Source organism: Streptomyces sp. NPDC043861 (genome assembly GCF_056435905.1).
Genome location: NZ_JBWKDP010000017.1, coordinates 137,936 through 151,649 on the forward strand (window position 1 = coordinate 137,936; position 13,714 = coordinate 151,649).

Annotated in this window: 11 protein-coding genes; 5 read left to right on the forward strand and 6 right to left on the reverse strand. The window is 70.5% G+C overall.

Going from position 1 to position 13,714, the window contains the following annotated elements:
• Positions 1 to 15 precede the first annotated feature (15 nt).
• Positions 16 to 654, forward strand: coding sequence for a TetR/AcrR family transcriptional regulator (locus AC068D_RS31030; RefSeq protein WP_478826427.1), 639 nt, complete (start codon positions 16 to 18; stop codon positions 652 to 654).
• Here the strand turns inward: AC068D_RS31030 and AC068D_RS31035 are convergent.
• Positions 642 to 1,103, reverse strand: coding sequence for a MaoC family dehydratase (locus tag AC068D_RS31035; protein WP_478826428.1), 462 nt, complete (start codon positions 1,101 to 1,103; stop codon positions 642 to 644). The genes AC068D_RS31030 and AC068D_RS31035 overlap by 13 nt on opposite strands.
• 130 nt (positions 1,104 to 1,233) lie before the next feature.
• On the opposite strand from AC068D_RS31035, the gene soxR reads away from it, so the two are divergent.
• A complete protein-coding gene (gene soxR, locus AC068D_RS31040) occupies positions 1,234 to 1,713 on the forward strand; it encodes a redox-sensitive transcriptional activator SoxR (protein ID WP_478826429.1) in 480 nt (159 codons plus the stop codon).
• A gap of 22 nt (positions 1,714 to 1,735) precedes the next feature.
• Here soxR and AC068D_RS31045 read toward each other — a convergent pair whose 3' ends face one another.
• The 3 genes from AC068D_RS31045 to AC068D_RS31055 all read right to left on the reverse strand — a co-directional run bounded on the left by AC068D_RS31045 (position 1,736) and on the right by AC068D_RS31055 (position 4,539).
• Positions 1,736 to 2,458, reverse strand: coding sequence for a YoaK family protein (locus AC068D_RS31045; protein WP_478826430.1), 723 nt, complete (start codon positions 2,456 to 2,458; stop codon positions 1,736 to 1,738).
• Between the two features lie 126 nt (positions 2,459 to 2,584).
• Positions 2,585 to 3,652, reverse strand: a complete 1,068-nt coding sequence (locus AC068D_RS31050; protein WP_478826431.1) for an RNA ligase (ATP) — start codon at positions 3,650 to 3,652, stop codon at positions 2,585 to 2,587.
• Between the two features lie 275 nt (positions 3,653 to 3,927).
• Complete coding sequence (locus tag AC068D_RS31055) at positions 3,928 to 4,539, reverse strand: hypothetical protein (RefSeq protein WP_478826432.1); 612 nt, start codon at positions 4,537 to 4,539, stop codon at positions 3,928 to 3,930.
• A 246-nt stretch (positions 4,540 to 4,785) separates the two neighbouring features.
• Here AC068D_RS31055 and AC068D_RS31060 point away from each other — a divergent pair, with 246 nt between their 5' ends.
• Positions 4,786 to 7,611, forward strand: coding sequence for a penicillin acylase family protein (locus tag AC068D_RS31060; RefSeq protein ID WP_478826433.1), 2,826 nt, complete (start codon positions 4,786 to 4,788; stop codon positions 7,609 to 7,611).
• Between the two features lie 451 nt (positions 7,612 to 8,062).
• On the opposite strand, the gene AC068D_RS31065 is transcribed toward AC068D_RS31060, so the two are convergent.
• Together AC068D_RS31065 and AC068D_RS31070 are read right to left on the reverse strand one after the other, a co-directional pair.
• Positions 8,063 to 9,256, reverse strand: a complete 1,194-nt coding sequence (locus AC068D_RS31065; RefSeq protein WP_478826490.1) for an alpha/beta fold hydrolase — start codon at positions 9,254 to 9,256, stop codon at positions 8,063 to 8,065.
• 583 nt (positions 9,257 to 9,839) lie between these two features.
• A complete protein-coding gene (locus AC068D_RS31070) occupies positions 9,840 to 11,081 on the reverse strand; it encodes an exo-beta-N-acetylmuramidase NamZ family protein (protein ID WP_478826434.1) in 1,242 nt (413 codons plus the stop codon).
• A gap of 162 nt (positions 11,082 to 11,243) precedes the next feature.
• Here AC068D_RS31070 and AC068D_RS31075 point away from each other — a divergent pair, with 162 nt between their 5' ends.
• Together AC068D_RS31075 and AC068D_RS31080 are read left to right on the forward strand one after the other, a co-directional pair.
• Positions 11,244 to 12,008 carry an SDR family oxidoreductase gene (locus AC068D_RS31075; protein WP_478826435.1) on the forward strand — a complete coding sequence of 255 codons (765 nt, stop codon included), beginning with the start codon at positions 11,244 to 11,246 and terminating at the stop codon, positions 12,006 to 12,008.
• Positions 12,005 to 13,696: a class I adenylate-forming enzyme family protein gene (locus AC068D_RS31080; protein WP_478826436.1), complete on the forward strand. Its 1,692-nt coding sequence runs from the start codon at positions 12,005 to 12,007 to the stop codon at positions 13,694 to 13,696. The genes AC068D_RS31075 and AC068D_RS31080 overlap by 4 nt, the downstream gene beginning before the upstream one ends.
• The last annotated feature ends 18 nt before the right edge of the window (positions 13,697 to 13,714 follow it).

Below are 13,714 nucleotides of genomic sequence, written 5' to 3' on the forward strand. Positions count from 1 at the left end.
TGGAAGGGGCGAGTGATGAGTACGGCGGAGGAAACGGCCGGCACCGAGGACATGCCGTGGGGTGAGGTCACCCCGGAGGCGGCCAGAAGGCTGCTCGTCGCCGCCGTGGAAGCCTTCGCCGAGCGTGGCTACCACGCCACCACGACGCGCGACATCGCCGGCCGCGCAGGGATGAGCCCGGCCGCGCTCTACATCCACTACAAGACCAAGGAAGAGCTGCTCCACCGGATCAGCCGCATCGGTCACGACCGGGCGCTGGAGGTCCTGGAGGCGGCGGCCGCGAGTGAGGGCACGGCGGCCGAGCGGCTCGCCGACGCCGTGCGCTCCTTCGTCCGGTGGCACGCCGAGCGGCACACCACCGCACGCGTGGTGCAGTACGAGCTCGATGCCCTCGGCGAGGAGCACCGGGCCGAGATCGTGGAACTGCGGCGCAAGAGCGACGCGGTGGTCCGGCGCATCATCAACGAGGGTGTCGCGGCGGGGGAGTTCGACGTCCCGGACGTCCCGGGAACGACCCTTGCGGTGCTGTCCCTCTGCATCGATGTGGCCAGGTGGTTCAGCACGCAGGGGCGGAGGACGCCCGACGAGGTCGGCGCGCTCTACTCCGACCTCGTGCTGCGCATGGTGGGCGCCGAGGGAGCTCAGAAGAAGTAGCGGGACACGGACTCGGCCACGCACACCGGCTTGTCGCCGCCCTCGCGCTCGATGGTGACGACGGCCGTCACCTGCACACCTCCGCCGGCCGCCTCGACGCTCTTGATGGCGGCCGTGGCGCGGAGCCGTGAGCCGACCGGCACGGGGGCGGGGAAACGGACCTTGTTGGTCCCGTAGTTGAGGCCCATCTTCATGCCTTCGACCCGCATGATCTGCGGGACGAGGGTCGGCAGCAGCGACAGGGTGAGATAGCCGTGCGCAATGGTCCTGCCGAAGGGGCCGGTCGCGGCACGCCCCGTGTCGACATGGATCCACTGGTGGTCGCCCGTGGCGTCGGCGAAGAGGTCGATGCGCTTCTGGTCGATCTCCAGCCAGTCGCTGTACCCCAACTGCTCGCCGACCCCTGCGGTCAGCTCCTCGGCGGAAGTGAAGATCCTCGGCTCTGCCATGTCCCTGTTCCCTGCCTCTCGTCCCGTCCGGGCGTGTCAGCGTCCAGATGTCTAAGCGACTGCTTAGCATGCTCGGGTGACGGCCTTCTGTCAACGGATGCGTCGGCCAGGGTCACGTAGGGTTCGGCGAGTGCCGCAGATCCCCGGGAAGATCCATGAACTCACCGTCGGCCAGCTCTCCGCCCGCAGCGGAGCCGCGGTGTCGGCCCTGCACTTCTACGAGTCCAAGGGGCTGATCAGCAGCCGCAGGACGGCGGGCAACCAGCGCCGCTACGGGCGTGACGCACTGCGCCGCGTCGCCTTCGTGCGCGCGGCACAGCGGGTCGGTATTCCGCTCGCCACCATCAAGGAGGCCCTCGCCGGACTTCCCGAGGGGCGCACGCCCAACCGCGAGGACTGGGCCCGGCTCTCGCAGGGATGGCGCGCGGAGCTCGACGCGCGCATCAAGCAGCTCGGGCGGCTGCGCGACCATCTCACCGACTGCATCGGCTGTGGCTGCCTGTCCCTGGAGACCTGTGTGCTGTCCAATCCGGACGATGTGTTCGGCGAAGGCATGACGGGCTCGCGGCTGCTGCCGGAACGCAGATGCGCTCCGGGGGCGGAGGCCTGAGACCGCGCATCCGCGGGACCGGTCAGCCGGACCCTTCGGAGCCCTCTTGCGGTACGAGGAGGAAGCCGAACGCGAGGATCAGTACATAGGCCGCGACGACCAGCAGGACCGCGTCGGCGCCGAGCTCGGCGTCGTGGATCATCCAGGCGCCCAGGAGCCCGCCTGCGAACATCGCTGTCACCGAACCCGCGCGCCGGATCTGGTTGCGCCCACCGGGTGCGATCCGGTCGTCGAGCGCCACGGGAGTGCTGCCGACGAGGGCGGTGAAGGCCCGTGTGGTGACCGTGGTGGGCATGCCGGGCACCTTTGCCCGCAGAGTGGTGACATTCCGCATTCCCATGGCCAGCGCCACCAGTGCGGCCACCATGTAGTGCCGACCGGTGAGCGGCTCACCGCGGTGTTCGATCCCCCAGGCCACCAGTGCGGCAACGGCCAGCACCATGGCCTCGCCGATCAGGGAAGCCGTGAACCACCGATGGCCGTGCACCTCCTCCATCGACTCGAACCGCGACGACAGCACTGCTCCCACGGTGAATCCCACCAGGGAGGCCAGACAGGGGAGCAGGGACAGGCTGCCCACACCGGCGGCGGCGAAGGACATCAACAGCATGTTGCCCGTCTGGACGGCGGTGAAGACCGGTCCCAGCGTGAGGTAGCTGACTGCCTCGACCATCCCCGTCGTCATGGTGAGCGCCACCATGACCAACGTCAGGGACGGTTCCCGTTTCGGCTGCACGCGCTTCACGGGCCGAGTCTCGGCGCACGCCGTCGCTCGCCCCATCGATTGCGCCGACCGTGGGCAGGGCGGTCTGCGCGCACCCGAACGCATGGTGGCCCGCACCCCCGTGACGGGCCACCATGCGCCGGACGGTCACTCGTATTCGGTGCCGCCCTTGCGGGTCAGATAGGCCGGACTGACCGACTTGGCTATCGCCCGGCCGCCCACCACCGGGCTGTGGCGCTCGGTGGCAGGCCGGATCACGACCCCCTCGCGCAGATGCAGATCCCGGCCCGAGACGGTCTCATGACCACTCGCGAATTCCAGGACCGTCTCCAACGCGTACGGACCCTCGTACAGCCGCGGCACCAGCGGCAGTTCGCCGTCGAGCAGTTCGGCGGGGTCCAGCCATCGGACCCGGCCGTCGATCTCCGCCGAGACGTCGAACACCGCGAACCCGAGCTCCGTGGAGCGGGCGTTCGCGCCGTACGACAGGTCCTGCACCCCTGCGCCGTAGACCTCGCCGAAGATGCCGACCCGGCTCGCCCCCAGCCTGCCGGCCAGCCGTGCCGCGGCTGCGGCCACGTCGTGACCGTGTACCGCACGCCAGTACAGATTCCGCGGATCCTCCTTCAGCGCGAGGCCCTTGGACCCGAAGCCCTTCGAGGACACCAGCGTCCGCTCCTGCGCGGCGACGTACGTCACGAGGCAGGCGGTGCCGTGCAGCTTCTCCGTCAGCACGACGGGCTCGCCCGGCGTGAAGATGTCCGGGTAGCGCTGCAGATTCTCGATGTCGACCCACGGCAGCAGGTCCGGGGCCGACTCGATGTCGCCGCTCATCGTGGGTGGGATCGGCGGCGACCACTTCACGATCCCCAGCAGTTCGGCGAAGTCCGTGCCGTCGGCGGCCGCGCGCTCCAGGTCGGTGTCCTCGAGCGCCTTCGGCCGGCACACGATGCCCTGGGAGAGCTCACCGCGCAGTCGTACCGCCTTGACCCGGTCGGACGCCTTCCCGGCCAGCCGCCCGGTCAGCCCGAGCTCGTCGATCAGCTCCGTGGGCAGCACGGCCTGCTCCGGGATGTACAGGGCGATGTCACCGCTGCGGTAGGCACCCTTGGCGACGACAGCGCGGTAGAGGCCCACCTGGGCCAGCTCGAGTGCGTCGGCGTTCGGATGCTCATGGATCGTCAGCAGTTCGGCGGTGACGCGCAGCGTCGACATGTCAGGGCTCCTCGGGTGTGGTTCGCATCGCCGCCACTGTGGCCGCTCGGAATTCCGCTGGGCCAGTGATTAATGGCTTTGCTAGCGTCGCTCCCCGCACCTGCGGCGACGTCTGCCGCCCCCGCCGACGCGTCGGGCCACACGGCAAGGTCGCCGGATCGCCCGCTCCGCGTGCCTCGTTCAGACAGACCTGGATCATGCCGTCGATGGTGCCAGGCACCACTGACAACGCGGGGGCCCGCCGATGCGTGCCGCCGACGCGCCCCCGCGCTCCCTCACGCCACCGAGGCCAGTGCCCTGCCGTGCGCCCGCTTGGCGGTCCGCAGAGCCTCGGTCGTCAGCACGGGCGTGGGCACCACGACCCCGCACCCCGTGCACACCGGACCGAACCACGGCTCGTTCTCGAGATCCTGTCGCCACACGATCCGTTGCCCCGCGCACACGGGACACCGCGATCCGGGTTCCGACCCCAGCGCGGCGATCAGCCGTCGCAGCACCTCCCCCATCGGCTCCGACGGATGCACCGACGGGTCGTCACAGCGTGCGATGCCATTGCCGCCCCAGGTGCGCCGGTGCCAGTCGTCGATCGATCCCGGCCGCCGCAACCCGTCGTGCTTCTCGCGTTTGCGGCGCAGCGCGAACTTCTCCTCGTACACGAGCCATACGGCCCGTGCTTCCTCCAACTCGTCGAGCGCGGCCACCAGCCGCGCCGGATCGGGCGCCCGGTCCTCGGGATCGATGCCGTGCCTGGAGCACAGATGATTCCAGGTCGCCCTGTGTCCGTAAGGGGCGAACCTCTCCAGGCACTTGCGCAGTGAGTAGCGCCTCAGGGCCAGGTCGCCCCGCTGGTCGCGCACCTGTCTCGCAAGACTCCGGAAACCGGCCATCGCACTGCCACCTCCGTCGCTCGTACGTCGTCGCTCGTACTCGGTCGCTCGTACTCGGTCGCTTGTACTTCCGCGTCGAGGAATGGACGTACGACTACCCGATCCGGCTCCATCGAACATCCGTCCATGGCTTTGGCCGGATGACGGCGTAGCGGTGCGCAGGTTCGGAAAAGTGACGGTCCCTCACCTTACCGATGGGTCATACCGCCAGTAACCTGCGCGCACCGGTCTCTCCGAGGAGCCCCCATGCCACGACGCACCGGATCCCCCGTCGGACGATTCAGAACCGCCTGCGCCGCCCTCGTACTCGGCACCTTGCTGTCGGCCCCCGTGCCCGGGGCCGCTGCCGCCGACGCGCCCGAACCCGTCGTCGACCACTGCCTGAGCCAGGGTCGCAGCAAGTGCGCCGACATCCTTCCGCCCGGACAGAACGGCAACGCCACCCTCGCCGACATCCTTCTCCACCGTGTGGCCGGCACCCGCCCCGGCCACAGCTCCGACCAACTCGGCCGATACGACGCCCTGGTGGGCGGATACGGCAGTCTTTCGGACGCCGGACTGACCGAATTCTTCAACGACGCCTCCTTCGGCGTCCCGGCGGACCAGGTCGAGTCGGTGGCCAGCCCGCGCCCGGACGTCACCATCACCCGCGACAGGAAGACCGGTGTCCCGCACATCAAGGGCACCACCCGCTACGGCACGGAATTCGGCGCCGGATACGCCGCCGCCCAGGACCGGCTCTGGATGATGGACCTGTTCCGGCACATCGGACGCGGTGAGCTGACGCCCTTCGCCGGCGGTGCACTGGCCAATCAGGGCCTTGAGCAGCAGTTCTGGCCCCAGGCCCCGTACACCGAGGCCGACTACGAGGCCCAGATCGCCCGCATCCGCGGCAGCGAGGGCCCTCGCGGCGAACAGGCGATGGCCGATGCGCAGGCATACGTCGATGGCATCAACGCCTACCGCGAGAAGTCGAAGAACGGCCGCTACTTCCCCGGTGAGTACGTCCTCACCGGCCATGTCGACGCGATCACCAACGCCGGTGAGATCAAGCCGTTCAAGCTCACCGACCTGATCTCCATCGCCTCCGTGGTCGGCGGCCAGTTCGGCGGTGGCGGAGGCGGCGAGGTCCAGGCCGCACTCTCGCTCCTGGCGGCCCAGCAGCGGTACGGCGTCGTCGAGGGCACCCGGGTGTGGGAGTCGTTCCGCCAGCGCAACGACCCCGAGGCCGTCCTCACCGTCCACGACGGCACGTCCTTCCCGTACGCGCAGAAGCCGGCGGACCCGCGTGGCACGGCGATGCCCGATCCGGGCTCGGTCAGGGCCGAGCAACTCGTCCACGACCGCACCGGCTCGGCCGGCACCGGCGCCAGGGCGCCGGTGCGCGCTCCCGCGCTGCTCGAGCCCGTCCAGGGCATGTTCGACAAAGGCGTCCTGCCACCCGGCTCGCTCGACCCGAAGCGGGGCATGTCGAACGCGCTGCTGGTGTCCGGCGCCCACACCGCGAGCGGAAACCCGGTCGCCGTATTCGGGCCGCAGACCGGCTATTTCGCGCCCCAGTTGCTGATGCTCCAGGAACTCCAGGGCCCCGGCATCTCCGCCCGGGGAGTCTCCTTCGCCGGGGTCGGGATGTACGTCCAGATGGGCCGCGGCCAGGACTACGCCTGGTCCGCCACCTCCGCGGCCCAGGACATCACCGACACCTACGCCGTCGAGCTGTGCGCGCCCGGCGGCGGCAACCCGGCGCCGGACGCGCACCACTACCTCTACCGGGGCGTGTGCACACCGATGGAGAAGCTGGAGAAGCGCAACGCCTGGAAGCCCACCGTCGCCGACGGGACCGCCGCCGGCTCGTACCGCATGCAGGTCTGGCGCACCAACTACGGCATCGTCACCCACCGCGCCACGATCGCCGGCAAGCCCGTCGCGTACACAGCGCTGCGGACCACCTACCGCCACGAGGCCGACTCGATCATCGGCTTCCAGATGCTCAACGACCCTTCGCATGTGAAGGACGCCGCGTCCTTCCAGCAGGCCGCCCACCACATCGACTACGCCTTCAACTGGTTCTACGCGGACTCCCGGACCGCCGCCTACTACAACAGCGGGATGAACCCGGTGCGGGCGTCCGGCGTCGACCCGGCGCTGCCGGTGAGGGCCGAGCGGGCGTACGAGTGGCAGGGGTTCGACCCGGCGGCCAACACGGCCGCGTACACGCCCTTCGACGAGCATCCCCGATCGACCGGCCAGGACTACTACATCTCCTGGAACAACCGGCAGGCCAAGGACTACAACACCGGGGGCTTCGGCTTCGGTGCCGTCCATCGTGGCGATCTCCTGGACGGCCGGGTCGCGGCACTCGTCGCGCAGGGCGGCGTCACCCGGGCCTCACTGACCCGCGCCATGGCCGAGGCCGGTGTCACCGATCTGCGCGGCGAGCAGCTGCTGCCCGAACTGCTCGGCGTCCTGCGCAGCGCCCCGGTCACCGACCCACAACTCGGCGCGGCGGTGCAGAAGCTGGAGTCCTGGCGTGCGGCGGGGGCGCAGCGGCAGGAGGCCTCGCCGGGTTCGCACCGCTACGGCCACTCGGACGCGATCCGGATCATGGACGCCTGGTGGCCCATGCTGGTCGAGGCCGAATTCGGGCCAGGACTCGGCGACGACCTCTACGAGGCCCTGACCGCGAGCCTCGGTACCGACGAGTCACCTGCGGCCGGCCATGGTCCGGCCGGCTCCCATGGCGGCTCCGCCTTCCAGTTCGGCTGGTGGGGTTTCACCGACAAGGACCTCCGCCAGGTGCTCGGCGCGAAGGTCGAGGGGCCGCTGGCACGCACCTACTGCGGGAACGGCGTACTGAGCGCCTGCCGTCAGGCCCTGCTCGACAGCCTTGCCCAGGCCGTCGCCAAGCCGGCCGCCCAGGTCTATCCCGCCGACGGCAGCTGCAAGGCGGGTGACCAGTGGTGCGCGGACGCGATCGTGCACCGGGTGCTGGGCGGGATTACCCATCCGACGGTCAACTGGCAGAACCGGCCCACCTATCAGCAGGTCGTCGAGTTCTCCTCGCACCGCTAGTGTCTTTCGTTTGGATCGGGCTGGATCGGTGAGCGGGGTCCGGTGCGTGCGATCGCAAGGCGGAGGAAGGGGCCCACGCGGAGCGTGGGCGACTGACGACAACGCGGCGAGCGTACGCACCGGGGCAGGCGAGCCCGGCAAGATCCGAACGAGAGGCCTCAAGGGCTGTCCGTCATCCCCGGCGGGCGCACGACGACAGCTACGGCACTCCCCCCGCTGCCGCTGGGAGGCATCCCCCACGCTGCGTTGTCGGAGTGCCCGAATACGCCCCGTACGAGGACACCCCTCCGCCTGACGATGCTTCCCCCCGACCCTGGCGAGCCCGGGGAGACCCCATGCATCTGACACCGCGCGCTGATCCACCGGAGATTACGGGACAGCCGTTGGCCGGTGCGGACAAGGCGGGAAACGGTGTTCGGCCCCGGCTTCGAAGTAGGGGCCGGGCCGCGCGTCAGCGCCCGATCCGGCCCGCGGCCAGCACGATCCGGGCCAGCTCCGGGTGCAGGATGTCGCTGTGGGCCCCGGACGGCGGGCCACCACGGCACACCACGGCCGCCGTGTCGACATTGACACAGCCCGTCGTCGGGAGCCCGTCCCGCAGTGCCGTCTCCAGGGTGATCCGACGGGTGCCGTCGACCGCCTGGATCCCGTCGTGCCCCACCGCCCACCATCGCCTGTCCAGGCCGACGACGGTCGACGAGTCCCCGGCCATCCGTGATGCCAGCGGATAGATCACCCCGAGCGCGGTGTCATGCCGCGAGTAGCAGGCGACCACCGGGCCGTCCACCCGGCGCTGCATGTCCCGCAGCACCCCACCGCTTCCTCTCGCATGCGGCAGCGAAGGCGCGAACGCATAGTGGGAGAAGGCGCCTTGGAGCAGCGTCACCGACTTCACGGGCTGCACTCCGCCGGGAAGCCCGCGCAGGGCGAAGGACACGAGCCGGGCTCCCATGCTGTGCCCGACGAGATGTACCCGCAGGTCGGGGGAGGAACGGGCCAGTTGTCCCAGCGCGGGCCCGAGCCCCTTCTCACCGACGGTCCCCGCCCGGCGCTTCATCGTGTAGTACGTGGCCTGGCGCAAAACCTCCTTGGCACCCTTCCAGAGCCTCTTCAGCCCGATGCCCGCCCCCTGCGACAGCTCCGCTCCGTCCAGGGCCTCGGTGAACGCCCGGCAGACTTCGACGGGGTCCTCCCGGAGGAACGCCGGTTGGTTCTCCCCGGCCATGTCGCCGACGCATCCGTCCATCGGAGTCCCGACCAACTCCCTTGTCAGTGAAGAGAATTCATCGAAGGCCGCACGCGAGTCCGGTTCCTGTGCGAGCAGGACGGCCAGCCGCCCCAGCACCGGCTCCTGCCCGGGGAACACCCCGGTGAGAGCCTCGAAATCCGGAATGGGTTCGTCGGTGAACATCATCGACGGCCAGACGACCCCCACGTATCCGACGCGTCTGCCGGCCGCGACGAGTTCGGGGAACGGTTCGAAGAAGCGCGAGTAGAAACGGGTGGCCACCGACGGGGTGTTGTTCCAGCCGTGCGCGAACATCACCAGATCCGTGACCTTCAGCCCGGCCAAGGAGTCGCGCTGGGCGGCATTCGCATCGCCGTCCGCGTCGAACGTGATCTCCCGGTACGGCCGCACACTCATCTCGTTCACGGGCGTGTCCCTCCGCTCCGCGGGTCGCTGCCTCCACAGCATCCCGCGGGAGCGCAGGGACGGCCAGAGCCGTGGCACACGGCGGTCGGAGCAGAGCGGCCGCAGTCATCCGGCGCAGGTGGACGAGGAGGTCGTACGAGGAGGCGAGCCGGGTGGAGCGTCGTAGCCCCCAGGAAAGGCCGTGCCGATGGACGGTGTCGGCCGGGCCCGGCTCGGCCAACTGCGGGCAGGCACAGGGACGCTGCCGATGTCGACGTGGTGGCCGCGCGGCGCAACGCGGTCCAGGGTGTGCCCATTGGCCGGCTCGGGCCGCGCTGCGACGGTGAACTTCCGCACCGTCCTTCGGATACCGGGCGTTGCGCGCGTTGAACGTCCCCCGGCCGGAGGCGACGCCGACGTTCATGCAGCCGCGCCCCGGCGCGTCGCGCAGGAGGACGGCGCTGGATCCGCTGGTACTGCTGTCGGCCTGGTGCTCTCACGACCCGGCGGACCCGGCGGACCCGGCGGACCCGGCGGACCCGGCGCGCAGGCCGGGCTCCCGGGCCCGGCGGGGGCAACCCCGCCAACCCCGCCGTCACCGGTACAGCAGATACCCCCGGCGTACGGCGCTGAAGGCGGCGAGGTCCTGTTGCCAGGCACCGACCACGTCGTCCGTCCCCGCGCCCGCGTCGATCATGGTGCGCACCCGAGTGGACCCGGTGAGCTTGTCGATCCAGTGGTCGGGTCGCCAGGCGAAGCCGCTCCAGCAGCGCTTCGCCGTCACCAGCAGGGCGATCCCGGTACGGACGGGGTTGTACACCTCGCGGTCGTGCACATGCAGCTGCACACCATCGACGGTCCTGCCCTGGAACTTGGAGAACGTAGGGGCGAAGTACGCCTCCCGGAAGTGGACCCCGGGCAGGTCCAGGGCATTCGCCGTCTCCGCCCACGAGCGGTCGACGCCCTCGGCGCCGAGGAGCTCGAAGGGGCGGGTGGTGCCGCGCCCCTCCGAGAGATTGGTGCCCTCGAAGAGACACGTCCCGGAGTACACCAGTGCGGTGTCGGGCGTCGGCATATTGGGGCTCGGCGGCACCCACGGCAGTCCGGTGTCGTCGTGGAAGTCGCCGCGTCGCCAGCCCGACATGCGGACGGTCTCCAGCTCCACCGGTGTGGTCAGGAACTCGCCGTTGAAGAGAGCGGCCAGCTCGGCGACGGTCATGCCGTGCGCCTGGGCGATGGGCTCACGTCCCACGAAGGTCGCGAACGCCCTGTCCAGGACCGGTCCGAGTGCGGTCCGGCCGGTGACCGGATTCGGCCGGTCCAGGACGACGAAGCGCTTGCCCGCCAGTGCGGCCGCCACCATGCAGTCGTACATCGTCCAGATGTAGGTGTAGAAGCGGGCACCCGCGTCCTGGATGTCGAAAAGGGTCGTCCCGGCTCCGGACGCGATGAAGACGTCAGCCAGCGCCTGCCCGCTCTTGAGATAGGTGTCGTAGACCGGCAGCCCGGTCGCCGGGTCGTCGTAGCGGCCCTCGGAGCCGCCCGCCTGGGCGGTGCCCCGGAAGCCGTGCTCGGGGCCGAACACGGCGACGAGGTCCACCCGGTCGTCGGCGTGCATGACATCCACGAGGTGACGGGCGTCGCGGGTGATACCGGTCGGGTTGGTGACGACACCGACGCGCTCGCCGGAGAGCAGCCCGTATCCGTCGGCGGCGAGCCGCTCGAAGCCCGTTCGCACCCGTTCCCGGCCGGTGTGGCCGAGGGCGGGCGTGGAAGCCGCCGCCATGGCGCCGGCCATGCCCCCTGCCGCCAGCAGACCCCGTCTGGACAGGCTCATCGCACTACCTCCGTGCTCGATACATCTGGCATGCCCATGTAAGTCAGTATGCGCTGCCCGTCGAAGGAACGGCCGGACGCGGTGGCTCCCGATGGGCCCTTCCCTATGACATACCGACTGGTTAGTCTGCCGGGAAGGAGCCACGACGGAGAGGCAGGTCGCATGGTTACGGTGCAGGGCGCCAACGTGGTGGTCACGGGCGCGGGCGGTGGTATCGGTGCCGCCCTCGCCCGCCGTTTTGCCGCGGAGGGGGCACGGGTCGTCGTCAACGACATCGACCCCGGCAGGACCAAGGCCGTGGCCGACGAGATCGGCGCCACCGCCGTCCCCGGCGACGCCTCGGCGATCGTCGAAGAGGCCCGTGACGCGCTCGGCGGCACCGTCGACATCTACTGCGCCAACGCCGGACTCGCCTCGCCCGGCGACGCCCTTGCGGGCGAGGACGTCTGGGCGTCGGCCTGGGACGTCAACGTCATGGCGCACGTTCGCGCCGTCCGTACCCTCCTGCCGGGCTGGCTGGAGCGCGGCAGTGGCAGGTTCGTCTCAACCGTCTCCGCGGCGGGACTGCTCACGATGATCGGCGCGGCACCCTACAGCGTCACCAAGCACGGCGCGATCGCCTTCGCCGAATGGCTCTCCCTGACGTACCGTCACCGCGGCATCAAGGTCCACGCCATCTGCCCGCAAGGCGTCCGCACGGACATGCTCACGGCTGCGGGATCGGCCGGCGAACTCGTCCTCGGCCCCGGTGCCATCGAGCCCGAGGACGTCGCAGACGCGCTCTTCGAGGGCATCGGCGCGGACCGCTTCCTGATCCTGCCGCACCCCGAGGTCGCCGGGTACTACCAGGCCCGCGCAGCCGACACCGAGCGCTGGCTGGGCGGCATGAACCACATCCAGCGGAAGTGGGAAGGAGCCGGCGAGTGAGCGACGCGGTCCGGAGCGAATCGATCTACGCCACCAAGCCCTGGCTCGGACGGCTCACCGACGCCCAGCGCGCCCCCGTCACCCCGCCCCCGACCGTTCTGCACGCCTTCCGTGCCGCCGTGGCCCGGGTGCCCGGGCGCACGGCCCTCGCCTATTTCGACGGGCGCCTCGACTACGCCGAGACCGATGCGCTCTCCGACTCCGTCGCGGGCCATCTCGCCGACCGCGGCATCGGGCGCGGCGACCGCGTCGCGGTCGCGCTCCAGAACACCCCGCACTTCGTGCTCGCAGTGCTCGGCGCCTGGAAGGCCGGCGCGACCGTCGTCCCCCTCAACCCCATGTACAAGTCCGCAGAGGTCGCCCATGTGCTCGACGACGCGGACGTGGCGGCGCTGATCTGCTCCGACCGTGCCTGGGAGACATATCTGCGGGACACCGCCGCGGCCTCGCCCGTACGCTTCGCCGTCACGGCCTGCGAGGGGGAACTGCAGACCCGCGACGACCCCCGCGTCCTCGGCTTCGAGCGGCTCCCGCGACCCGCCGACACGGACGACCTGCTCACCGTCGCCCGCGCCGGCCGGCCGGCCCCCGGCGGCCGTGAACTCGAGCCGTCCGACGTGGCGTTGATCAGTTACACCTCAGGCACCAGCGGCCGTCCCAAGGGAGCTCTCAACCCGCACGGCGCCGTCATCCACAACGCCGAGCGCCAGCGCACCGGCCACCCCGTTCCGGACGGCGGCTGCTACTTCGCGCTCGCGCCGCTGTTCCACATCACCGGAATGGTCTGCGAGATGGCGGCCTGCATCGCCAACGCCGGCACGCTCGCTCTCGCGTACCGCTTCGAGGCGGGCGTCGTCCTCGACGCCTTCGCCGAGCACCGGCCCGCCTACACGGTCGGCCCGGCCACCGCCTTCATGGCGCTGGCCGCCCACCCCGGCGTCTCGCGCGACCACTTCGCGTCCTTCCTGGTGATCTCGTCCGGCGGCGCGCCCGTACCACCGGCCCTTGTGGAGAAGTTCCGGGAAGCCTTCGGCCCGTACATCCGCAACGGCTACGGACTCACCGAGTGCACCGCGCCCTGCGCCTCGGTGCCGCCCGAGAGGGAGGCCCCCGTCGACCCCGCCTCCGGGACGCTCTCCGTCGGTGTCCCGGGCCCCGACACGGTCGTGCGGATCATCGACGACGCCGGCCACGACGTCCCGTTCGGCGCCCACGGAGAGATCGCCGTGCGCGGCCCGCAGGTCGTGCCCGGATACTGGCAGCTGCCCGACGCCACGGCCGCCACCTTCCCGGACGGTGAGTTGCGCACGGGCGACATCGGGTTCATGGACCCCGAGGGCTGGCTGTACGTCGTCGACCGCAAGAAGGACATGATCAATGCCTCCGGCTTCAAGGTCTGGCCGCGCGAGGTCGAGGACGTCCTCTACACCCACCCCGCCGTCCGTGAGGCGGCCGTCGTCGGCATCCCGCACACCTACCGGGGGGAGACCGTGAAGGCGTACGTCAGTCTGCGCCCGGGGGCGACCGTGGACCCCGACGAACTCGCCGGGTACTGCGCGGACCGGCTCGCGGCGTACAAGTACCCACGACAGGTCGAGATCCTGGACGAGCTCCCGAAGACGACTAGTGGGAAGATCCTCAGACGGGAACTGCGTTCTCGTGCACGGACGGGCACGGAGACGACGTGATCCGGACAGCAGAGCCGA